20 protein-coding genes are annotated in these 22,640 nt (G+C 44.4%); 14 read left to right on the top strand and 6 right to left on the bottom strand.

Annotated elements, in window-relative coordinates; genetic code table 11:
* Window positions 1-124 precede the first annotated feature (124 nt).
* The 6 genes from JO943_RS08710 to JO943_RS08685 all read left to right on the top strand — a co-directional run bounded on the left by JO943_RS08710 (window position 125) and on the right by JO943_RS08685 (window position 3,951).
* Window positions 125-265 (top strand): hypothetical protein, encoded by a 141-nt coding sequence (locus JO943_RS08710; RefSeq protein WP_009510551.1) that lies wholly within the window; start codon window positions 125-127, stop codon window positions 263-265.
* 74 nt (window positions 266-339) lie between these two features.
* Window positions 340-1,683, top strand: a complete 1,344-nt coding sequence (gene hflX, locus JO943_RS08705) for a ribosome rescue GTPase HflX (RefSeq protein ID WP_032876527.1) — start codon at window positions 340-342, stop codon at window positions 1,681-1,683.
* Between the two features lie 43 nt (window positions 1,684-1,726).
* Window positions 1,727-2,089, top strand: coding sequence for a hypothetical protein (locus JO943_RS08700; protein WP_202740518.1), 363 nt, complete (start codon window positions 1,727-1,729; stop codon window positions 2,087-2,089).
* A gap of 11 nt (window positions 2,090-2,100) precedes the next feature.
* On the top strand, window positions 2,101-2,769 hold the full coding sequence (locus tag JO943_RS08695) for an LrgB family protein (protein WP_032868720.1): 669 nt from the start codon (window positions 2,101-2,103) through the stop codon (window positions 2,767-2,769).
* 87 nt (window positions 2,770-2,856) lie between these two features.
* Entirely contained in the window at window positions 2,857-3,300 is a 444-nt protein-coding gene (locus JO943_RS08690; protein WP_005227299.1) for a DUF2147 domain-containing protein, read from the top strand.
* 207 nt (window positions 3,301-3,507) lie between these two features.
* On the top strand, window positions 3,508-3,951 hold the full coding sequence (locus JO943_RS08685; protein ID WP_227556583.1) for a DUF2147 domain-containing protein: 444 nt from the start codon (window positions 3,508-3,510) through the stop codon (window positions 3,949-3,951).
* Between the two features lie 249 nt (window positions 3,952-4,200).
* Here JO943_RS08685 and JO943_RS08680 read toward each other — a convergent pair whose 3' ends face one another.
* Window positions 4,201-6,384: a carboxy terminal-processing peptidase gene (locus tag JO943_RS08680; RefSeq protein WP_032868718.1), complete on the bottom strand. Its 2,184-nt coding sequence runs from the start codon at window positions 6,382-6,384 to the stop codon at window positions 4,201-4,203.
* Window positions 6,385-6,621: 237 nt separating this feature from the next.
* Here JO943_RS08680 and nagZ point away from each other — a divergent pair, with 237 nt between their 5' ends.
* Both nagZ and JO943_RS08670 read left to right on the top strand, forming a co-directional pair.
* Window positions 6,622-7,644: a beta-N-acetylhexosaminidase gene (gene nagZ, locus JO943_RS08675; protein ID WP_202740517.1), complete on the top strand. Its 1,023-nt coding sequence runs from the start codon at window positions 6,622-6,624 to the stop codon at window positions 7,642-7,644.
* A gap of 286 nt (window positions 7,645-7,930) precedes the next feature.
* On the top strand, window positions 7,931-8,773 hold the full coding sequence (locus JO943_RS08670) for a class I SAM-dependent methyltransferase (protein ID WP_202740516.1): 843 nt from the start codon (window positions 7,931-7,933) through the stop codon (window positions 8,771-8,773).
* 56 nt (window positions 8,774-8,829) lie between these two features.
* On the opposite strand, the gene JO943_RS08665 is transcribed toward JO943_RS08670, so the two are convergent.
* Window positions 8,830-10,143, bottom strand: coding sequence for an alpha/beta fold hydrolase (locus tag JO943_RS08665; RefSeq protein ID WP_202740515.1), 1,314 nt, complete (start codon window positions 10,141-10,143; stop codon window positions 8,830-8,832).
* A gap of 354 nt (window positions 10,144-10,497) precedes the next feature.
* Here JO943_RS08665 and JO943_RS08660 point away from each other — a divergent pair, with 354 nt between their 5' ends.
* The 3 genes from JO943_RS08660 to pta all read left to right on the top strand — a co-directional run bounded on the left by JO943_RS08660 (window position 10,498) and on the right by pta (window position 15,404).
* On the top strand, window positions 10,498-11,763 hold the full coding sequence (locus JO943_RS08660; RefSeq protein WP_005227310.1) for a glutamate-5-semialdehyde dehydrogenase: 1,266 nt from the start codon (window positions 10,498-10,500) through the stop codon (window positions 11,761-11,763).
* Window positions 11,764-12,057: 294 nt separating this feature from the next.
* A complete protein-coding gene (locus tag JO943_RS08655; protein ID WP_005283146.1) occupies window positions 12,058-13,233 on the top strand; it encodes an acetate/propionate family kinase in 1,176 nt (391 codons plus the stop codon).
* 35 nt (window positions 13,234-13,268) lie between these two features.
* Window positions 13,269-15,404 carry a phosphate acetyltransferase gene (gene pta, locus JO943_RS08650; protein WP_202740514.1) on the top strand — a complete coding sequence of 712 codons (2,136 nt, stop codon included), beginning with the start codon at window positions 13,269-13,271 and terminating at the stop codon, window positions 15,402-15,404.
* Between the two features lie 73 nt (window positions 15,405-15,477).
* On the opposite strand, the gene JO943_RS08645 is transcribed toward pta, so the two are convergent.
* On the bottom strand, window positions 15,478-16,383 hold the full coding sequence (locus JO943_RS08645) for a DMT family transporter (protein ID WP_202740513.1): 906 nt from the start codon (window positions 16,381-16,383) through the stop codon (window positions 15,478-15,480).
* A gap of 183 nt (window positions 16,384-16,566) precedes the next feature.
* Here JO943_RS08645 and JO943_RS08640 point away from each other — a divergent pair, with 183 nt between their 5' ends.
* The 3 genes from JO943_RS08640 to JO943_RS08630 all read left to right on the top strand — a co-directional run bounded on the left by JO943_RS08640 (window position 16,567) and on the right by JO943_RS08630 (window position 19,743).
* Entirely contained in the window at window positions 16,567-17,427 is an 861-nt protein-coding gene (locus JO943_RS08640) for an AraC family transcriptional regulator (protein ID WP_005227320.1), read from the top strand.
* 144 nt (window positions 17,428-17,571) lie between these two features.
* Entirely contained in the window at window positions 17,572-19,098 is a 1,527-nt protein-coding gene (locus tag JO943_RS08635; protein ID WP_005227321.1) for a fumarate hydratase, read from the top strand.
* A gap of 102 nt (window positions 19,099-19,200) precedes the next feature.
* A complete protein-coding gene (locus tag JO943_RS08630; RefSeq protein WP_005227322.1) occupies window positions 19,201-19,743 on the top strand; it encodes a DUF2059 domain-containing protein in 543 nt (180 codons plus the stop codon).
* A 22-nt stretch (window positions 19,744-19,765) separates the two neighbouring features.
* Here the strand turns inward: JO943_RS08630 and JO943_RS08625 are convergent, their stop codons facing one another.
* The 3 genes from JO943_RS08625 to clpP all read right to left on the bottom strand — a co-directional run bounded on the left by JO943_RS08625 (window position 19,766) and on the right by clpP (window position 22,590).
* Complete coding sequence (locus tag JO943_RS08625) at window positions 19,766-20,482, bottom strand: DUF2846 domain-containing protein (protein ID WP_005227323.1); 717 nt, start codon at window positions 20,480-20,482, stop codon at window positions 19,766-19,768.
* A 152-nt stretch (window positions 20,483-20,634) separates the two neighbouring features.
* Entirely contained in the window at window positions 20,635-21,945 is a 1,311-nt protein-coding gene (clpX, locus tag JO943_RS08620; protein ID WP_005227324.1) for an ATP-dependent Clp protease ATP-binding subunit ClpX, read from the bottom strand.
* A 39-nt stretch (window positions 21,946-21,984) separates the two neighbouring features.
* Window positions 21,985-22,590 (bottom strand): ATP-dependent Clp endopeptidase proteolytic subunit ClpP, encoded by a 606-nt coding sequence (gene clpP, locus JO943_RS08615; RefSeq protein WP_004775790.1) that lies wholly within the window; start codon window positions 22,588-22,590, stop codon window positions 21,985-21,987.
* Between the last annotated feature and the right edge of the window lie 50 nt (window positions 22,591-22,640).

Genomic DNA, 22,640 nt, shown 5'->3' with positions numbered 1-22,640 from the left:
ATCGACTTATAGAAGTTATCTGCATCATAAAAAGCGAATGCGAGCATAATTTTTTTCAATTTTAAAAGGTTTATTAGATCAATTAATATAAATAAATCGAATTTACTGATTAAAAGGTGATGTGATGAATCCGCAAAGCACAACATCAGCAAACCAAACCACAGTTCCTTATGGCTATGCGCTGAGAATGTTCCTTGGCTGGTCAATTCTATATATGGGTACACTGGTCGGTTTCATTGAGCTTTTACGTCGTAATGTCATATAAATCGTGTAAGCCTTTGCCCTTTGCTTGAAGTTTATTCTAGAATAAGACTTTAAAAATAAGGATTACATAGTCGCGTGGAAAATTTTGAGCAGCGTCAAAGCGGTGAACGGGCAATTTTAGTCAGTGTGTCTGTTCAGCTCCTCGATGATCTTGATGCTGAAGAGTTTCGATTGCTTGCTCAATCCGCTGGCGCTGAAATCCTTGAACATCTTGTGGTACAACGCAATAAACCTGACCCGAAATTTTTCATTGGCTCAGGTAAAGTCGATGAAATCGCCGAACTGGTGCAAAGTCTCGAAGCTGAACTGGTTATTTTTGACCATTCCCTGTCACCCGCCCAGGAACGTAACCTGGAACGGATCTTGAAATGCCGTGTGATTGACCGCACGGGATTAATTCTGGACATTTTCGCCTTACGCGCGCGGACCCATGAAGGTAAATTACAGGTCGAACTGGCCCAGCTCAAACATTTATCCACGCGCCTAATTCGTGGTTTTACCGGTAATCTGGAACAGCAAAAAGGCGGGATCGGCCTGCGTGGACCCGGTGAATCACAACTTGAAACCGACCGTCGTTTAATTCGGGTGCGGATTACCCAGCTCAAGGATAAACTGGTCAAAGTACAACAAACCCGCCTGCAAGGTCGTGCCGCAAGACAAAAAGCCGCGATCCCGACCATTTCACTGGTGGGTTATACCAATGCGGGCAAATCAACCTTATTTAATCTGCTGGCAAAAAGTGATGTCTATGCCGCAGATCAACTGTTTGCCACGCTCGATCCAACCTTACGCCGTTTAGACTGGGATGGTATTGGCACGGTGGTACTGGCAGATACCGTCGGCTTTGTCAGAAATCTGCAGCATGATCTGGTTGAATCATTTAAAGCAACCTTGGAAGAAACCTTAGAGGCCACCTTACTCCTGCATGTGATTGATAGCAGCAGTCCGAATATGCCAGAGCAAATTGAAGCGGTTGAATCTGTTCTCAAAGAAATTGGTGCCGATGCACCCATCTTGCATGTTTACAATAAAATTGACCTGAGCGGTGATGCGCCCAAAATTATTTATAAATCAGCAGATCTGCCTGATCGGGTCTATGTTTCAGCGCATTCGGGTCAAGGCTTGGAGCTGCTTGCGCAAGCGGTACAACAATGTCTGTTGGGCCAGTTACAAGATTTTGATTTAGTGTTAAAACCTGCTTATGGGAAATTACGTACCCAGTTATATACCCTGAATGTCATTCAGTCTGAACATTATGATGATCACGGCAATTTACACCTGTCGGTCTGTATTGCACCACATAAGCTGGAACAACTCATTAAACAGGCTCATTTGCCATTAGACGAAATACTGGGAAAAAAAGCTTCCCTATTCCAGCGACCTTTGGAAGAATTTGAGATCGGCCCTCACTCATCCTAATTGCGATCAGCCATCGTTTAGATTAACGAGAGTAACAAATAAAATGAAGAATATTGATTGGACAGCTTGGTTTGGCACGATTTTATTAATTATTGGCTATCGTGAAGGAGCTGTCGCGATCACAACGGCTTTTGGTCATCCCGAACTGGGCAATCTGATCGGGCTAATTAGTCTGTTAATGACCTTATTGATCTGGCGACGCTTTAAAAAAATCTCCAATCGTCTGATTGATACCAACAATAAAATCTTGAAAGAAAGTGCGTTTGCCTTTTTGCCCATCTGTGCCGGTTCATTAATCATGCTGGTGCATATGGGCAAGGAAATTCCTGCCTTTCTATTTATTTTAACATTCAGTACATTATTGCCATTATGGATCTATGCCAAAATGGCGAAGCGTTGGTTATAAGGAGCTGATCGATGTCTATGGTTATCTATGGCTTTATCATTACCTTGATCAGTTATCTTCTGGCCAAACCGCTGAATCAGAAATTTCCACAGATTCCCTTAATCGTTTTCGGCATGTTTATTGTCATCGCGTTCTTAGCCATTTTCGGGATTCCCTATCAGCAGTACATGGATCATGTGAATAACGTTTTTAATCACCTGCTCGGCTATGTCACCGTGGCTTTGGCGATTCCTTTGGCTGCGATGCGCTATGATGACTTACCGCTTAAATCCATGATCGGTATCTTGTGTTTCGCAAGTATCAGTGCAGTGGCTTTACCAATGGGGCTAGCGTATTTACTGCATATGTCCGAGCCGACCATTCTGGCATTTGCTACCCGTGCTGTAACCACGCCAATTGCGCTGAATATTGCAACCTTGCTACATGCCCCTTTAATGATGGTAACCCTGATTGTGATTCTATCCGGTGTGATTGGAGCTGCATTCTCACCATTCATCTTAAAACATATCCATGATGAACGTGCTTCGGGCCTGGCCCTAGGTCTGGCAGCACATGCCATTGGTACTGCACAGGCATGGCAACGTGGACCTGTTGCGGGCCGATATGCTGCATTTGGTATGGCTGTGAATGGCGTATTTACCGCAATCTGGCTGCCGACTTTTATTTTATCTTTATCTTAAAATTTGCCACAAATATCAGTTAAAGGTTGAACTGGTTGTCAAAAATCCTTCATAATGAATGCTTGAATATTAAAAGGATTTTTAATAATGGGGAAAAAATTAATCGGGGCGTTATGCTTGACTGCAATCAGCAGTTTTACTTTTGCAGAGGATATTACGGGGCTCTGGCAAAGTATTGATGACAAAACCGGGGCACCGAAGGCACTGGTGGAAATTCGTAAAGAATCGAATGGCACCTATGCCGGAAAAGTTGTAAAAATAACACCACGTACTGGCTATACACCTAAAGAAACCTGTGTAGATTGCCCTGCACCCTACACCAACAAACCGATTGTCGGTCTGGATGTGGTCACCGGCTTAAAATACAGTGATGGTTCGAATTATACCCATGGCCGGATTCTCGATCCGAATACAGGTAAAATTTACAGTATGAAAGCCAAACTCAGTGCCAACGGTAAACGTCTGCATTTACGCGGTTATTTGGGTGTTTCTGCATTAGGCCGGAATCAGATCTGGATTCGGGCAGAGTAAATATTTGTAGGGAGCATCAAACGGCCCGACGTATATTTAAATAAATTTAAAAAGCCTCTTCATTATTTTAAAATGGAGAGGCTTTTTTAATCAAAAAATTAAAAACCATTGAATTTTCAAATATTAATATACAAATGTAAAATAATGATTGAATCGCTTATTAGATATCCTACATAATAAAAATGAGTGTTAAACGGATTTTTAATAATGAGTAAAAGCTTAATCAGTATTTTATTTTTAACCATGATCAGCAGCTTTAGCTTTGCCCAAGACATCACTGGTCTCTGGCAAAGTATCGATGATAAAACAGGTGCACCAAAAGGGATCGTTGAAATTCGCCAAGAGGCCAATGGCACCTATACAGGTAAAGTTGTGAAAATTACCCCACGGACAGGTTATGTACCCAAGGAAATCTGTGTGGACTGCCCCGCGCCCTATACCAATAAACCGATTATCGGACTGGATGTGTTGACAGGCTTAAAACATAGTGAAGGTCTTAACTATACCAGTGGACGTATTCTGGACCCGAATACAGGCAAGATTTACAGCATGAAAGCCAAATTAAGCGCCAATGGCAAACGTCTGCATTTACGTGGTTATCTGGGGATTTCTGCGCTGGGTCGTACTCAAATCTGGATACGCACTGAGTAGCGCTTGTTGCTAAAACAGGTAGAAAAGATTAACCGGATCATGCAGCGACACTGCGCTGGTCATTTAAGCCCAAAGCGTCTTTATACTGAAAAATGGATAAGGATGCTTATTCTATTTAAGATTTAGAACCATCAAATTACGCCAGCATCCGATGATACTGACATCTATACGTCCAGATTGAAATCACCATCAAAACAGCAATAAAAAGCCCTGTATCAAACAGGGCTTTTTATTTAGAACCATATCAACTTAACGATTTTGCAGCTTGGCATAATCTAAAAGGACATTTGCCGCTTCTGTAATAAAGGTTTCTTCTTCAGGCAATGGCGGACGTAAATGCGCTTTCATCTTGGCCCGTGATTCAACCAAGGCGTCAATTGAAGCCTGATAACTTTCCCAGTTAGCATAAGGTGCCTGCCCTGTTGCCGCACGACGCTGGTTTTCAGCATTCAAGGTTTGTTTTTCCAGATCAATCAGTTCAGCACGGCGCTGATTGATATCCAGTACCACTTTCTTCTGATCAGAGGTTTTCTTGGCAATCGCTTTGCGCGCTTCTAAATACTTGAACTGTGAATCTGCGGCAACACGTTGCTGAGATGTTTCCGTTAACTTGGCAATATACGGTTGAACTGAACCTTCACGCTTAAATGGTGCGGTTGGAATGGTGTCCCACTTCAAGGCATTTTTGGCTTTACGCTCACCAAACTCCTCATTGTAGATATCCACCAGTTTGATATCCGGGATTACACCTTTATTTTGCGTACTTCCACCGGTAATACGGTAGAACTTACGCTGTGTCAGCGTTGCCTGGCCATAAGCAAGTGAATCCAGTTGCACCTGAGCCGTACCTTTACCTGTAGTCGTGCTACCGATAATGATGCCACGCTCATAGTCCTGAATCGCAGCAGAATAGATTTCGCTGGCAGAAGCCGATGCCAAGTTGACCAATACCGCCATCGGGCCGGCATAAAGCTGCTCGCCGCCATCGGTATCTTCAAAGACATTGACATTGCCATTGCCATCACGGATCTGTACCACTGGCCCTGACTTGATCACCTGACCCAGCATACGCGCAACTTCTTCCAAAGAACCACCTGGGTCATTACGCAAGTCCACCAGCACCCCTTCTACTTTCTGTGCTTTCAATGATTCCAGCGCTTTAGCCGTATCTTCTGAGACTGAACGGTACTCGGTTCCCGCACGACGTGAGCGATAATCAAAGTAGAACGAAGGAATTTCAAGTACGCCAAATAGGTGTTTTTTACCATCGCGGGTGATTTCAACCGTACGCGAACGAACACCGGCATCTTCTTCCTGAATAATGTCGCGCGTTAAAGTGACATTACGCGCCTGACTCATCGGTGCCCCTGCACCTAGTAGACGTACTACCACCTTGGTACCACGTTTACCACGAATCAAGCCCACAATTTCCGAGCTCGGCCAGCCGATCACATCCACCATTTTATCGCCGTCTTGAGCGACACCAATGATGCGGTCACCTGATTTGACCTGGCCTGATTTACTTGCCGGACCACCCTCAACGATGGTCTCGATCTTGGTGTAATCTTCATTGCCGCGTTCTGGACGGATCGAAACCCCAATGCCCTCAAGTTGCAAGGTGGTTTGACGATTCAACTCCATCGCATCAATGGGCGGATAATAGTTACTATGTGGATCATAGGTCGCCATCATCGCATTCAGGGTTTTGTCGAGGACATCATCACTCTTGACCCGACCAATACGTTCCAACTGACGGGTATAGCGCTTGGTTAAAGTCTGAACCGGGGTTAAATCTTCTGGGCCAGTCAAGTCCTGACCATTGGCAAGTGATGGATCTGCCTTTAATGCTTTCTGCTTGGCCTGTTCTTCTTCTTTGCTAATGGTCAGATTGATCAGCTGTGACACCAGCATTTTCTGCCAATGTGCCTGTTGTTCAGCAGCCGTCTGGAAATAAGGCGCTTTTTCACGATCGGTTTCCAGATAGACATCTTTCTGATTCAAGTTCTGCGGCTTCTTCAATTCGGCCAACATAAACTCATAGAACTGTTTCAAACGGTCACGATATTGCGCATGAATAGCAAAAGGTCCGGTTAAGTTACCGGCTTTTAATGAGCTACCAAAAGTGGAACCATACTTATTCTTATAGTCTGCAACTTCACCGCTTAAAAATAATGAATGATCTGGATCAAGACTGTCGAGATACATATCCAGAATACGGTTTGACGTGGTTGCATCTAAACGCATATTCAAATAATGCTGGCGATCAACCAAGGTTGCGAGCTGACGTGATACGAGCGCTTGTTCTTGTGTTGGCTTGATAACGGTTGAAACCACTGGTGTTTCTGTCGCCGCAAACGCCTCATTCATGGTGTGAGAGAAAAATAAACCACCAGTCGCAATTGCAACTGCACACGCTATCATTTGAAGTTTCATAAAATTTTGGTACTTCCTTGGATATGGCAATTATTACACGCTGATACTGTCAATATGAACACATTTCATTCGATACTTTATCAACTTGCAGTACTGATTAGTCGTCATAAATAAATGACCAATAAGCACTTATCATCAATATCATGTAGTTTTATCATATTCTGTACTGACAAAATGTAGCAAATCATTGCACAATTTAGCTATCGTTTTTTTCATCAAAATTCAAACGGAATCCTTATGATCGGCGCATTGATGCTAGATATTGCTGGCACAGAACTTACCCAAGAAGATATTGAACTATTACAAGCTCCGCAAGTCGGAGGCATGATTTTATTTGCGCGCAACATTGAATCCCCTCAACAGGTCCGTGCTCTAACCGATCATATGCGTCAGATCCGTCCAGAAATTCTGATTGCTGTCGATCAGGAAGGTGGCCGTGTACAGCGCTTAAGACAGGGCTTTACCTTGTTACCGGCCATGGGACGCTTAGGCGAGCGTTATCTCACTCATCCTGAACAGGCAGTTGAGCTGGCTGAACAATGCGGCTGGCTCATGGCAACGGAAGTATTGGCGGTCGGTATCGATTTCAGCTTTGCGCCCGTTCTAGACCTGAATGATGTCAGTGATGTGATTGGTGATCGCGGCTTTGCCAAAAATATGCAGGACATCGTTCCACTTGCCGATGCCTTTATGCGCGGTATGAAAAAAGCAGGTATGGCGACAACAGGTAAACACTTCCCAGGACATGGTTCCGTCAAAGCCGACTCACATGTTGCCGCAGCAATCGACAGCCGTTCATATCAGGAAATCTATGACAAGGATATGCAAAGCTTTATCAAGCTGATGCCACAGCTGGATGCCTTGATGCCTGCGCACGTGATCTATGATCAGGTTGATCCAAATCCGGCAGGTTTCTCACCCTTCTGGTTACAACAAATCTTACGTCAACAACTTAAATTTGACGGCGTACTTTTCTCGGACGACTTGAGTATGCAGGCTGCCTGCGTCGCTGGCGGTGCAGATGCCCGTATTCAAGCCGCGTTAAATGCAGGCTGTGATATGGGACTGGTATGTAATGACCGTGCTGCCGCGTGTAGCGCATTGGAAGGCATCCAGTCACTGCCTTTACCAAACCAGCAACGCCTAGAACGTATGCGCGGTAAGATTCCAAATATCCAAATCAGTACTACCTTAACGTTAGACGATGAAAACTGGCATAACGTCAGAAAAGTCATTGAAGAATTTAAGAATTCGTTCTAACTTTGATTAGATTTTTAATTGTTCTATTCACACGATGGAATCTTGCCGAGTGCTCATCTGATTAAAGGATTTGGCCTTCGGCTCGACTTACTTTTCAGGGATGAAAAGTAAGCAAAAATCCTTTGTTAGGCTGAGGGTACATCCTTGTAACCCCAGCCCAACGGCGGCATCCATGCCGCCCCACGATAGTAAATAACAAGCCTAAATCAAGATGTAGTCAAAGCACTCTGTATTTTAAAGAGATGAATTTTATATCTAAATTAGGAAAAAATAGAGTCTAGGACAGATGACACAACAACTTTCAAAACACCGCCATATTTCATTTACTGCACACTACACAGGCTATATCTGGTATCAAATGGGGATCTCACATCCAGCGCTGGCAACAAAAAAAGGCAAAACACTCGCCGCCCTAGTCCATCCCATCGAAAGCTGGGCGGAAAAATATGTCGGTGGCAGCATGCGTACTACACTCAAACAACGTCACAGCATGCTGGATAGCCATTTAAAAAAACTGATTGAACAACATCCTGATCTACAAGTGCTAGAAATTGCCTGTGGCCTATCACCACGTGGCTGGTGGTTTAGACAACATTACCCTGAAATCAGCTATCGTGAACTAGATTTACCGGATATGGCGGCCACCAAACAGGCGGCATTGCAGCAAATTGAAAGTCATAGCGATGATGTATTATCGCTAGACCTGTTTACGGAAGCATTTGCTTCAGCATTTGAAATTTTTGATCCGAAACGCCCACTAGTGGTCATTAGTGAAGGGTTGATCAACTACTTTGAAAAACCATTGTTACAACAACTCATTCAAGCGATTGCCCACTATGGTCAAGACTTTAAAACATTGCACTATTTAACCGATATCTATCCGGAACCAACCCAAAATAAACTGGCGACGATTATCTGGAACAGCAGCCGCTTGCTGAAATGGATGTCTCGCAGTGCCTTTAGTTTTCATTTTAAAACTCCTGCTGAAGTCGAACACTTTTTTCAGGAAGCCGGTTTTCATCAGGTTGAGGTCCTACAACCGAAGCAATTTTTTGAGCACACCGCGTTAGAAAACAAAGAGCAACATTTAGGAGACCTGGTCTGGATGATTCAGGCGAGCAATCAATAACATCAGCCAAAAAGAAAGTGGCAAATTGCCACTTTTTTTTAATGCCACAATACGTGTTATTCAGTTGGCTTCTGGCGTTGAATAAAACGGGTCAAACGCTCGGCGATATCAAAACTGCCATGTTTAAACAAGATGCGCAGTCCTTGTTCAGTTGCATCAAAGATTAAACATTCAATTTTAAACTCGCCTTCTTCATCTGTTAAATGCAGGGCTAAGTCACGTGGATGCTGCGTGACAAAATCAAGCTGCTCTAGCTGGTGAAGTTTTAAGTACACGCCAAAGAAGGTGATATCTACAATGCTCACCGCTGCTTCAGTATTCAAATGACGATGGGTCAGTTTACTTTCGGGTTGTAACACTGCGATCCGTTCTTCACCACGGCGTTCCATCTGCTGCATCTGTTCACGGTTCATCGGAATGATACCATCCAGATTGTCGATAGATTCCCCTTTTAAAAAGGTAGTAAACAGATTCATGGTTTCTTTACGGCGTTGCAATTGCGGTACATGATCTGCATTGGCAATCAGGGCAAACTGCATATCCTGACATTGCAAGGCAAAATCGGCATTTTCATGCGGCAAGGTAAAGCTGTCATATTGCCCCGCTGCAACCAAGGTCTTACATTGCGGAACCGGCACATCGCTTAAACGCAATAAACGGTTGCAGTTAATTTCATAACGCTCGCGCTCTGTGGCACTAAACTCTGCCATCTGTTTGAAGAACAGACGCTTGGCCGTTGGTGACATGCGAGTCTTGTCCAGTTTGGCATGATTGACAAGATAGAGAATCACCGCCTGACCAAACTCTTCCATACGATCTTCACGCATTAAATGCAAAGACTCTTCCAGCAACATACGCCAGCTTTTACGGGTCTTTTGCATTACTCCCATCAACACCATGCGGTCAATCAGTTCTGGACGTTGATCGGCAAATGAAGAAGCGACCACCGACCCCAATGACATCCCCATCATCGAAACCTTATCGATTCCAACAATATCCAGCCATTGACCGAGCATTTTTGATAAATCAGGCAGTTCCAGAATTCCGGCAGATTCACCGGTATCAACATTACGAATCTGCTGGTTCGCGCCCATTGAAGGTAAATCGATTAAAATCACAGGACCACTCTCAAAGAGTTGCTCAACACAATACTTATAAGAGTTAAAATTTTGAAATGCGCCCCCGACAATTACAATTGGCGTGTTATAGATCGTTTTAGGATCTGCAATGGCCATATATTCAATTTTCCAGCCATCAATCCACGTGGTACGTGCTGGCTGCTTAAAACTGTTTTTATTGTAAATGTCGAAAAAACCAAAGCCTGTGTAGGTATGATTTATATCCGAGTCCATTTGGATAATGGAATTCATGTCCTTCCTCCATCCTTGTTTATTTTTCTGTTGCAAGCATCTCATTTTCAGCGATTTGCTCTTGCAAGTTAACAAATTTATAAAATTTGTATTACATTTATCCTATACTTTTTCATTCTATACGTATGCACGTTTTATACGCAATCATTTCCTTAACCACTCATCTTGTTTAAATGAATAATCTTTTGCAAAATATGTAGTCTTGGCTTTAGATTCAATATCTTCATCGCACTAAAATAAAAAATTTTGCGCCAATTAACGTTTTATAATTTGTTGAATTGTCAGTTTCGCCTATTCATTGTTCAGCCTTTGACTGTTACTATCTTTATAAATACATGCAAATATCAAACTGCTATGCAAGACTCTATTCAAAATTATATGCAACAGGTCGGTGCTCAGGCACGTCAGGCATCTCGTATGTTAACCAGTGCCTCAACGCATTTGAAAAATCATGCCTTGTCTGCGATCTATACCGCTTTGGAAAATAATCAGGCCCAGATTTTAGCGGCCAATCAAATTGATATGGACAATGGTCGCCAGCGTCAACTGGACAGCGCCCTGCTGGATCGTCTAGAGCTTACCCCGGCACGCTTTAAAGGCATGCTGCAAGGTTTAAAAGATGTGATTGGTCTGGTGGACCCGATTGGGGAAATTACTGACCTGGCTTACCGTCCATCGGGGATCCAGTTGGGTAAAATGCGTGTGCCTTTAGGTGTGATCGGGATGATTTACGAATCAAGACCGAATGTAACCCTTGAAGCCGCATCCCTGGCGTTAAAATCTGGCAATGCAATTATTTTACGTGGTGGTTCGGAAGCGCTCGAGTCTAACAAGGCCATTGCCACTGCGATCCAGCATGGTTTACAGGTTTCAGGCTTGCCTGAGCATGCGGTGCAGGTGATTGACACCCCAGATCGTGCCGCAGTTGGCCATCTGATTACCATGACCGAGTTTGTCGATGTGATCGTGCCGCGTGGTGGTAAAAGCCTGATTGAACGTATCAGCAATGAAGCCCGTATTCCTGTGATTAAACATTTAGATGGCAATTGCCATGTATTTGTTGAAGCCCAGGCCGATTTGCAAAAGGCCTTGCCGATCGCCCTGAATGCCAAAACCCATCGCTATGGCGTATGTAATGCCATGGAAACCTTACTGGTTGATGAAGCGATTGCAGAAGAATTCCTCCCTCTAATTGCTGAGCTGTATGCTGAAAAGCAGGTTGAACTACGCGGCTGTGCGGAAACCCAACGTATCCTAGGTGTATCTGTAAAAACAGCCACAGAGGAAGACTGGTATACCGAATATCTCGGACCAATTCTGGCAGTCAAAGTAGTCACAGGTATGGATGAAGCGATTGAGCATATCAATAAGTATGGTTCACACCATACCGATGCCATTATCACCGAAAACTTTAGTCTAGCCCGTGAGTTCTTGGCACGTGTTGATTCAAGCTCAGTCATGATCAATGCGTCTACACGCTTTGCCGATGGTTTTGAATATGGTTTAGGTGCAGAAATCGGGATTTCAACCGATAAAATCCATGCCCGTGGCCCAGTTGGCCTAGAGGGTTTAACCTCACAAAAATGGATTGTGTTTGGCGACGGTCAAATCCGCCAATAATAGAAACACCTATTGCAACACAGCAACACGATAAAGGCCATTTAATTGATCTTTATCGTGTTTTTATATACTTACATACAAAAATAATGATAAAACCTACAGATCAATTAAAAGAAGATATGATTTCCAGCCTATACTGATTAGGTTGATTTATAAACGGGTTGTATAGGCTAAAGTCTATCTTCGCCAAGATGACATCCCATGTTAAAACATTGCGCTTGATTCCACTGCTCATGCATTGCAGCAAGATCAGAGTGTTCATCATAAAATTTAAAATCTGTTAGGTGTTCAAACGTGGCTATATCTGTATTAGTAATTAACTGTGGTTCATCATCAATCAAATACGCACTGATCTCGGAACGCCGTGAAGATCGTATTTATGGTTTGGCAGAAAATCTGGGCGCAGCAGATGCCCGTATTAAAGGGGTTACTCTGGGTGGCGAACCATTAGAACTTTCAATTCCTTATGCAGATCACGCCAAAGCACTGGAAACCTTGTTAGCACGTTTAGCCAACTATCATCCGCAAGCCATTGGTCACCGTGTGGTGCATGGCGGCAATATCACCAAAGCTGAGCTGTTAACCCCAGAACTAGTTGAACGCATTGAAGCCGCGACACCGCTTGCCCCTTTACACAATCCGGCACACCTCATCGGGATTGAAGCTACCATGCGCTTATTCCCGCAACTGCCACAGGTTGCTGTCTTTGATACCGCGTTCCATCAAACCATGCCTGAACACGCTTATCGTTATGCACTGCCAAAATATTTATATACCGAACATCAAGTGCGCCGTTATGGCTTCCACGGCACCAGCCATGCCTATGTCACAGAACGTGCCAGCGAACTGGCAGGCAACAAGAATCAGGGGGGCTGGCTCAGTGCCCACTTAGGTAACGGTAGCTCAACCTGTGCCGTATGGAATGGGCATAGTGTCGATACCTCTATGGGCATGACCCCGCTTGAAGGCGTGGTCATGGGTACCCGCAGCGGTGATGTCGATCCAAGTCTGCATCTGTTCCTGGCCAGCAATCTGGGCTGGGATATCCAGAAAATTGACAGCATGCTCAATAAAGAAAGCGGTTTACTGGGCTTGTCGGGCTTATCCAATGACATGCGCACCTTGGTAGAAGCCTCTGAAAATGGACATGAAGATGCAACGCTTGCGATTGAAGTGTTCTGCTATCGTCTGGCCAAATCCTTATCTGCTTTAAGTTGTGGCCTGCCACGTCTGGATGGTTTAGTCTTCACTGGCGGTATTGGCGAAAACTCAGCCTATGTCCGTGAAAAAACCTTGGGCTATTTATCTCACTTTGGTTTGCAATTTAGCAAAGAGAAAAATGATGCTTTGGCACGCGGTAGCGAAGGCCGTATTGATAATGGCACGGGTCCACAAATCTGGGTCATTCCAACCGATGAAGAAGGCCGTATTGCCAAAGAAACCCGTCAAGTGATTGAGCCAAACGCTTAATTTATTCAGAAATATAAAAGAGTGACCAAGTCAGTATGAATACGATTTTACTCATCCCTACAGGGGAAGGTGTTGGTTTAACCTCTGCCTGTTTAGGCATGATTTATGCGCTGGACTGTAAAGGGATCAATGCGGGTTTCCTCAAGCCATTTTCACAGATTGCCGATGCACCTGTAGATCGCACCACCACGCTCTACCATCATTTATTTCAACACCCTTCGGTTGAACCGATTAGCTATGAAAAACTGACCCAGTTGATTGCCTTGGGCGAAACCGATGAATTGCTGGAAGAAGCTGTAGCACTGCATCGCCAGATTGCCGCCAATCATGATGTGATTATTGTTGAAGGGCTAGTGCCGAATGGGCAAGATCATTTTGCCAGCGAAATCAATGCAGCACTCGCGCAAGCACTCGATGCCCAAGTGGTTCTGGTCAGTACTGCCGATCTGGCCGATCCTCGTAAAACAGCGGAAAAAGTCGATGCCCATTTACGCCAGTTTGGCGGCGCCGCATCGGCGCGGACCACTGGCGTGCTGTTCATGCGCACCAAAGGACTTCCAGAAGGCACCGCAGAAATTCCAGTAACGCTGGACCCAAGCTTACGCCTAGACAAACACATCGAAGCCTTTGCCCTAGAACTGCAACGCTATAATCGTTATATGGGCACAAATGACCTACCAATTATTGGACTGGTGCCCTTCAGTAATATTCTCAGTGTACCGCGTAGTCTGGATATTGCCCCAGTGATTAAAGGAACCTGGTTGCATCAAGGTGAAGCCAAACAACGTCGCATTCTGCATACCAGTTTAATTGCATCCAATATCGAATCAGAGCTGCATAAGTTTGTGGCAGGTGAACTGATCATTAGCGCCTCACAACGCACCGATGCGCTCCTGGCAGCGAGCCTTGCCAGCAGCAATGGTACACCGCTCGCGGGTCTGGTTTTAACTGAACAGGCAGCCCCTGCGGACAATGTTTTAGAATTTTGCCAAAGTGCGATTAAACAAGGCCTGCCTATTTTGCACACGCCCTTAGACACTTTGGAAACGGCGCAACTGCTGCATCGCTTTGGCAATGAAATTCCAATTGATGATACCGAACGTGCCGAACAAGTGACGCGTTTTGTGTCCAGCCATATTGATAATCACTGGCTTGATCAACATACCCAGAACAATCTGCACCCTCGTCTGTCACCGTCTGCTTTCCGCTATGAACTGGTACAGAAATCGATTTCGGCTAAGAAACGGATTGTATTACCTGAGGGTGATGAACCTCGTACCGTACAGGCCGCAGTAATTTGCCAGACACGTGGTATTGCTCAATGTGTGTTATTGGCAAAACCGGAATCAGTGGCGGAAGTGGCAAAAGCACGAGGTATTCAACTGCCCGAGGACTTGGAAATTATTGATCCGGATCGCATCCGCGACCAATATATTGAACCGATGGTGGAACTGCGTAAAGGCAAGCTGGATGCCTTACAAGCCAAAGCACAGTTGCAAGATACCGTAGTGCTTGGCACCATGATGCTGGCGCTGGATCAAGTTGACGGTCTGGTTTCTGGCGCAATTCATACCACCGCCAATACCGTGCGCCCTGCATTTCAGTTGATCAAGACAGCACCAAACTATTCACTGGTGTCCTCGATCTTCTTTATGCTGTTGCCAGATGAAGTCTATGTCTATGGTGACTGTGCCATTAACCCGGATCCAGATGCCGAACAACTGGCTGAAATTGCCATTCAGTCAGCTGATTCTGCTAAAGCCTTCGGTCTTGATCCGCGTATAGCCATGATCAGCTATTCGACAGGAACTTCGGGTACAGGGGCTGATGTCGAGAAAGTGGCTGAAGCCACCAAAATTGCACAACAGCGTCGCCCTGATTTATTGATCGATGGACCATTACAATACGATGCCGCTTCAGTCGAAAGCGTCGGTCGCCAGAAAGCGCCGGATTCTCAAGTGGCGGGACGTGCCAATGTGTTTATCTTCCCGGACCTGAATACAGGCAATACCACCTATAAAGCGGTGCAACGTGCAGCGAATGTGGTCAGTGTCGGTCCGATGCTACAAGGTCTGAACAAACCCGTGAATGACTTGTCCCGTGGAGCATTGGTAGATGATATTGTGTTTACCATTGCCTTGACCGCGATTCAGGCCAAACAGCAAGATTAAATTGATTATAGAGTCATAAAAAAGCCATCTACACCCATAAAGAGTAGATGGCTTTTTATTGTAGATGTTTTAATTAAGCACGTTTTGAAACCCCAATTCTTTTGAACTGCGGCCCCTTCACAAAGAAAATTGCATTACCGCATAGAATCAAAATCACCCCGATGACAGCATTCATTTGCCAGTGATAACCTTCCCATACCGTCGAGATGACCAAAGCCACCAAAGGAAACAGCAAAGTACTATACGCCGCCTTGCCTGCACCAATACGCCCCACCAGAAAGAAATAGGCAGTGAAGCCGATCACCGAGCCAAAGATTGCTAAATACAGCAACGCACTGACTGCACTAAAGGACATGCTCGGGAAAAAATTGTCCTGTTTAAACCATGAGATCAAAGCCATCAATAATGAACCATACAACATGGCATAGGCATTAGTGGTAAAAATATCCAGCCCATGTTTCTGATGCCGGGTACTGATCATATTCCCCAAAGAGAAACCATAGGTGCCTAGGATACATAGCCCGATACCGATCAGGGTATTGCGATTTAGAGTGGTGCCTACCACGTCATGCCAGAATAGGGCAATAATCCCCAGCACACCAAGTAAGGCGGCAGGATAAAACCGTGAAGAAACCTGCTGAGAGAAAAATAATCGGGCATTAAGGGTATTGAAAATCACCGCCATCGAGAAAATGACCGCTTCTAAACCACTGCTGATATATTGCACCGCATAGTAGAAACAGACAAAGTTAAAGCCGAAAATACAGCAGGCCTGTAACATACAGAATAAGTGATCTTTAGCTGCCAGCTTTTGCAATTTCCGGCTGAGCGCAATAAAACCAAATAAGATCAGTGCTGAGATAAAGAAACGCCAGAACACCGCAACATTGGCTGAAATTCCACTTTGTTGTTGCAAGGTAATGGTAATCCATGTGGTTCCCCAAATCACCACCACCAAAGCATATAACAGCGCATTCATCTCTTTTAAACCCAACTTAATCACTAGGACGATTATTTTGCGAGATTTGATGACCCAGGTACTTGCACAATCTTGCGGTGCTTATCATGGATTTGCGTTTTTCTATAGACTTTTTGACCAGATGACAAAACTGGCTGAACGTTCTACACTTAACTGGATCATATTTGGCACTGCGTATAGAAGATGAAATATCAGATTCTAGATCAATTACAGCAATATAAAGCGCAATTGCTCGACTCGGTAGAACTGGGTTCGGGTATGCAGTTGGCCATGTGGCAAAACAATCAGGATCGTGTCAGTGTCTGTAGTAATCACCATACCTTAAGCATGTATGTTCAAGGAGGTTATGAAAGCTATCAAAAGACGGCGCAAGGCTGGCACAATGGGGGTGGACCTGATCGGATGTGTCTGATGCCACAGGATTTTGAATCGACCTGGGATCTGCGTGATCCACTGACATTTGTACATTTGTACTATACCGAACAACACTTACAACGCGTGGCTGAACAAGTCTGGGATCGTGAACCCAGCCAGATCATCCTTAATCCGCAGATTTTTGTGGCGGACCCACAAATTTCCATGCTCTATCGGCATTTTTTGCTGAATGGTGCCTGGCGAGAACGTGAAAATCATTTGCAGATGAGTACCGCAACCACGCTATTACTGAATCATCTGATCAAAAATTACAGTCATGCCCAATGGCAAGCGCCTGAAGTTAAAGGGGGACTCTCACCTTATATCCTCAAACATCTGCTAGAGTGGATTGATCAACATCTCCATTTAAGTCTGACCTTATCGGATCTGGCTCAGCAAGCACAACTCAGCGAGTATCATTTTGCCCATATGTTTAAACAGTCAATGCAGATGCCTCCGCATCAGTATGTGATGCAACGTCGTCTTGAACTGGCACATCAGGCATTACACAGCAGCAGTCTGAATTTGACTGAAATTGCGACCCAATATGGCTTTAGCTCCAGTAGCCATTTTAGCAATCGTTTTAAAAAGCAGTTTGGCTATTCGCCTTCGCAAATCCGAAAAAACTAAAACAGAAATTACTCCTGATATATTCTTACGTTCTGTTTTCATTGTTAGACCTTTCGCCAAATCTAAGCTAAAACTCCCACAATCATTCCTTTTTGTCATATAATTTAGCCCGCCAGCTAATCGCCCGCTCAAGAGAAATTTGATATGACAACGATCATCAAACAAGATGACTTGATTACATCAATCAAGGATGCCCTGCAGTTTATTTCTTACTATCACCCGCAAGACTTTATCCAAGCGATGAGCCGTGCCTATGATCGTGAAGAAAACAAAGCTGCAAAAGATGCTATTGCACAGATCCTCATCAACTCACGTATGTGCGCTGAAGGTCACCGACCAATCTGTCAGGATACAGGGATTGTTAACGTTTTCCTTGAAGTTGGCCTGGACGTTAAATTTGATTTAACCATGAGTCTGGATGATGCAGTCAACGAAGGCGTACGCCAAGGTTACTTAGAGAACTCAAATGTACTACGTGCTTCAGTTTTAGCAGATCCGGCTTTTGGTCGTAAGAATACCAAAGACAATACCCCTGCCGTCATCCACTACAAACTCGTACCTGGGAATAAAGTCGATATTACCGTGGCTGCAAAAGGTGGCGGTTCAGAAAACAAATCTAAACTTGCGATGCTGAATCCGTCTGATTCAATCGTGGACTGGGTACTTAAAACTGTTCCAACCATGGGTGCAGGCTGGTGTCCACCAGGTATGCTCGGTATCGGTATCGGTGGTACTGCCGAAAAAGCCATGATGCTTGCGAAAGAAGCACTCATGGAAGAAATCAACATGGACGAATTACTACGTCGTGGTCCACAAAACAAGATGGAAGAACTCCGTATCGAGATCTTCGAGAAAGTGAATGCATTAGGTATCGGTGCACAAGGTCTTGGTGGTTTAACCACAGTGCTTGATATTAAAATCAAGGATTACCCATGCCACGCAGCAGGTAAGCCAGTCGGTATGATTCCAAACTGTGCTGCAACTCGTCATGCACACTTCCAGTTAGACGGTTCAGGCGTTGCACATATTCAGGCACCAAAACTTGAAGACTACCCTGCTGTGACTTGGGATTCGTCTCAATCGAAGCGTGTCAACCTTGATACCATTACGCAAGAAGAAATGAATGCCTGGAAGCCAGGCGATACATTATTGTTGAACGGTACGATTTATACCGGTCGTGATGCTGCACATAAGCGCATGGTCGACATGCTCAACAATGGCGAAGAGCTTCCTGTCGATCTAAAAGGTAAATTCATTTACTACGTGGGTCCAGTTGATCCTGTGGGTGATGAAGTGGTTGGTCCTGCTGGCCCTACAACCGCTACCCGTATGGACAAGTTTACCCGTCAAGTGCTAGAAGCAACTGGCTTGTTCGGTATGATCGGTAAAGCGGATCGTGGTCCTGCTGCAATTGAAGCAATCAAAGACAATCAGGCAACTTATTTGATGGCTGTTGGTGGTGCTGCTTACCTCGTGTCTAAAGCAGTCCGTGAAGCTGAAGTGGTGGCCTTTGCTGATTTAGGTATGGAAGCCATCTACAAGTTCGTGGTTGAAGATATGCCGGTCTCTGTTGCGGTTGATGTGAATGGTACTTCAATCCATGCCACTGCACCAAAAATCTGGCAAGCTAAAATTGGCAAGATTCCAGTGGTTGATGCCGCTGCGTCATAAATAATACTCATACAATAATCATAGCCGAATCATCGTATTCGGCTATTTTTTTGCCTGAAGCTTCTGCTAGATTATAAAGATGAGAAGAATAAGGAAATGCAAATGAATAAATATTTACTCAGCATGCTGCTTGGTCTGAGTTTACTTGGCAATATCCAGCATAGCTTTGCATCTCCTGCACAAAGCAAATCGATCAAAGAGCTGATCAAACTCAGTGACCTTGAACATGCCCTAAATACTTCACTGGATGAAATGCAGCCTACACTGGATCTTGAAGCTGAAAATATCCTGTTACGGGTGCTGGGCAAAGATGAACTCACCACCACCCAGGAGCATCTTGCGGTGCTGGAACTGAGTCAACTACTCAAAGAAACCAGCGCAAAAATGTTTGCCCGACCTGAAACCATTCAGGCGATTGAAAAAATCTACGCCGATGCGCTTAGTGAAGAAGAAGTCCAAGCCTATTTAAAATTTTTAAAGACACCTGAAGGCCAGTCGATTAACCAGAAAACCCTACAAATCACCACTCATGTTTTTCAATACATGAATAACATCAGTCAAAAGACCTTGAGCGATCCCCAACAAAGTTCACAGCTTAAAGAGCAGTTCCTGACGATTATCAAGCCGTTAATTCAGGAAGAATAAATGGCTGTTGTCATTGTCATGATTACCAGGTCAACGGGTTCCATAGCTTAAACGGCTTGACCAGATGCACTTCCGACTTTGCATCATACTTGGCTGGTTTTAACTCTTGTGGCTTAGAACGCACCTTGCCTGAAGCATCTTGTGCCACAAAGTTATAGCTGGATGATTTTAGCCGGGTAAAGGCGATTTCCTGATGTGCCACTTTATCGGGCATGATCATAAATGGTCCCGTATGTTCACTACGGGAAATTTTATTTTCTTCGTCATACTTGATGAAATAAGTCTGAGCAGCATCAACTGTAATGTCCAGATATTTCGGCTTTTGGAAATGCAGTCCAGCCAATGGTCGACTCACACTCAGGCGATAGGTCCCTGCGGGTAGCTCAAGCCAGTAATAGTGATTATGCAATAGACTTGGAATACGGTGTCCGTTAATAAATAAATTGGCTGCTGCAATTTCCTGACGGTTCCAGCGCGTATCCGGACGATATAAATAGACCACCGCCGCTTGTTCATTTTGCGGTTTAACCGGCGCGAAATACTGCCCTAATTTTTGATTGACCCAGCCGCCCACACTAAAGCCGCCGACATGATATTGATCAAATAAACCTGGTTCTTTTTCTGTATCCACAGGGGGTAATGTTGCAGTCAGTGCGGTTGGTTTTTCTTCAACAGCTTTATGGCTTTGACAGCCAGCGAGCACCCCTGCACAACATAATGACACTATTAAATAACGCATGACATCCCTCAAGGCGTTTTCTTGAATTTATTTTTAACAACGCAAAACTATGCGGATTTTTTTCAATTTTAAGATTAACACCTCGTTGCCCAATTGCAAATAAAAAAAGCATGAAAAGCCAAGCCTTTCATGCTTTTTCAGATGGACGAGAATTAAGCCGATTTAGAATCGACCACCTTCAAATCCTTCTTTTCAATCAGTTCGGGTGTACCTGTCTGTGGTAGACGTTCCGGTTTAAAGGTTGGCTTCGCCGTACCATTAATCACCGCTTCATCCACAATCACGGTACCGACATCAGTACGACTTGGTAAGTCATACATGGTTTCAAGCAAGACATTTTCCAGAATTGAACGCAGACCACGTGCACCGGTGTTACGATCCAGCGCTTTCTTCGCTACTGCACGTAATGCAGACTCATCAAAGACCAGATCGACATCTTCCATCGTGAACAGGTACTGGTATTGACGCGTCAATGCATTTTTAGGCTCTGTCAGAATCTGCATCAATGCTTCTTCATCCAGCTCTTCTAAAGTGGCAATCACGGGCAAACGACCAATAAATTCAGGAATCAAACCGAATTTAACCAGATCCGTTGCTTCAACCTGACGGAACAATTCAGAGACTTTTTTACTGTCATCTTTATTCTTCACATCCGCAGTAAAACCGATTCCGCCCTTCTCTTGACGTTGCTGTACGATTTTTTCCAGACCAGAGAATGCACCACCACAAATAAACAGGATATTGGCAGTATCAATCTGGATGAATTCCTGCTGTGGATGCTTACGACCACCTTGTGGCGGAATAGAAGCAACCGTACCTTCAATCATTTTTAATAATGCTTGTTGTACGCCTTCGCCAGACACATCACGGGTAATTGAAGGATTTTCAGATTTACGGGTAATCTTATCAATCTCATCAATATAGATAATGCCTTTCTGCGCTTTCTCTACATCGTAATCGGCTTTTTGCAATAACTTCTGCACGATGTTTTCCACATCTTCACCCACATAACCGGCTTCGGTTAAGGTGGTTGCATCTGCCATCGCAAACGGTACATCAAGTAAACGTGCCAGCGTTTGTGCCAGTAAGGTTTTACCTGAACCGGTCGGGCCGATCAGCAGAATATTACTTTTCGCAATTTCAATATCCTGATGCCCATGATTCGACTGGCCCACTTTCAAACGCTTATAGTGGTTATAGACCGCAACAGACAAGGTCTTCTTGGCAACATCTTGCCCGATTACATATTGATCCAAGGCAGCACGTATTTCGTGTGGTTTTGGCAATGGCTTGGTTGCCCAATCACCTGCTTCAACTTGTTGACTGGTTTGCACCAGGTCCAAGCAGACATCCACACACTCATTACAAATATATGCGTCCTCACCAGCAATCAATTTTCCAACTTCAGATTGCGTCTTACCACAAAATGAACAATGTTTTTGTCCTTGAGGATGTTCGGACATATTTACTCCACAACTTAAATCTTAAACTTAGGTCCTAAATCAGGGACGTTTGCTTAGCACTTCATCTACTAAACCATATTCTTTGGCTGCTTGTGCAGTCATGAAATTGTCACGATCTGTGTCACGCGCAACCGTTTCATAATCCTGGCCGCTATGTTCGGCCATCAAGCGGTTTAAACGCTCTTTGATAAACAGAATTTCACGCGCATGAATTTCGATATCAGAGGCCTGACCACGGAAACCACCGAGTGGCTGATGAATCATGACACGTGCATTTTCCAGACAGTAACGTTTCCCTTTGGCGCCCGCATTTAACAAGAATGCACCCATTGATGCAGCTTGCCCCATGCAGTAAGTGACAACATCAGGTTTAATAAACTGCATGGTGTCATAAATCGCCATACCCGCAGTGACTGAACCACCTGGTGAATTGATATAAAGGTGGATGTCTTTTTCTGGATTTTCTGCTTCAAGAAATAACATCTGCGCAACGATTAAGTTCGCCATGTTATCTTCAACTTCACCCGTTAAGAAAATAACACGCTCACGTAATAGACGTGAAAAAATATCGAATGAACGCTCACCACGAGAGGATTGTTCAACGACAACAGGAACTAAAGCATTTTCAATTGTTGGAACATACATATGTTTACTTATTCCTAAATTATTGTGACCCGATCTATGCCAACAATATG

This window comes from Acinetobacter sp. 'aerobic (ED)', assembly GCF_904886855.1.
Lineage (GTDB): Bacteria > Pseudomonadota > Gammaproteobacteria > Pseudomonadales > Moraxellaceae > Acinetobacter > Acinetobacter courvalinii.
The sequence above is the reverse complement of the archived record's forward strand: the minus strand, read 5'-3'. Positions and strand labels throughout refer to the sequence as shown.

Bases quoted from the DNA above. Each gene is read 5' to 3' on its own strand.
- nagZ (WP_202740517.1), top strand. From the start codon at position 6,622: ATGATCGGCGCATTGATGCTAGATATTGCTGGCACAGAACTTACCCAA.
- JO943_RS08640 (WP_005227320.1), top strand. From the start codon at position 16,567: ATGAAATATCAGATTCTAGATCAATTACAGCAATATAAAGCGCAATTG.
- JO943_RS08630 (WP_005227322.1), top strand. From the start codon at position 19,201: ATGAATAAATATTTACTCAGCATGCTGCTTGGTCTGAGTTTACTTGGC.
- JO943_RS08660 (WP_005227310.1), top strand. From the start codon at position 10,498: ATGCAAGACTCTATTCAAAATTATATGCAACAGGTCGGTGCTCAGGCA.
- JO943_RS08645 (WP_202740513.1), bottom strand. From the start codon at position 16,383: ATGAATGCGCTGTTATATGCTTTGGTGGTGGTGATTTGGGGAACCACA.
- JO943_RS08695 (WP_032868720.1), top strand. From the start codon at position 2,101: ATGTCTATGGTTATCTATGGCTTTATCATTACCTTGATCAGTTATCTT.
- pta (WP_202740514.1), top strand. From the start codon at position 13,269: ATGAATACGATTTTACTCATCCCTACAGGGGAAGGTGTTGGTTTAACC.
- JO943_RS08710 (WP_009510551.1), top strand. From the start codon at position 125: ATGAATCCGCAAAGCACAACATCAGCAAACCAAACCACAGTTCCTTAT.
- JO943_RS08625 (WP_005227323.1), bottom strand. From the start codon at position 20,482: ATGCGTTATTTAATAGTGTCATTATGTTGTGCAGGGGTGCTCGCTGGC.
- JO943_RS08700 (WP_202740518.1), top strand. From the start codon at position 1,727: ATGAAGAATATTGATTGGACAGCTTGGTTTGGCACGATTTTATTAATT.
- JO943_RS08690 (WP_005227299.1), top strand. From the start codon at position 2,857: ATGGGGAAAAAATTAATCGGGGCGTTATGCTTGACTGCAATCAGCAGT.
- clpX (WP_005227324.1), bottom strand. From the start codon at position 21,945: ATGTCCGAACATCCTCAAGGACAAAAACATTGTTCATTTTGTGGTAAG.
- JO943_RS08635 (WP_005227321.1), top strand. From the start codon at position 17,572: ATGACAACGATCATCAAACAAGATGACTTGATTACATCAATCAAGGAT.
- JO943_RS08670 (WP_202740516.1), top strand. From the start codon at position 7,931: ATGACACAACAACTTTCAAAACACCGCCATATTTCATTTACTGCACAC.
- clpP (WP_004775790.1), bottom strand. From the start codon at position 22,590: ATGTATGTTCCAACAATTGAAAATGCTTTAGTTCCTGTTGTCGTTGAA.
- JO943_RS08665 (WP_202740515.1), bottom strand. From the start codon at position 10,143: ATGAATTCCATTATCCAAATGGACTCGGATATAAATCATACCTACACA.
- JO943_RS08680 (WP_032868718.1), bottom strand. From the start codon at position 6,384: ATGAAACTTCAAATGATAGCGTGTGCAGTTGCAATTGCGACTGGTGGT.
- JO943_RS08685 (WP_227556583.1), top strand. From the start codon at position 3,508: ATGAGTAAAAGCTTAATCAGTATTTTATTTTTAACCATGATCAGCAGC.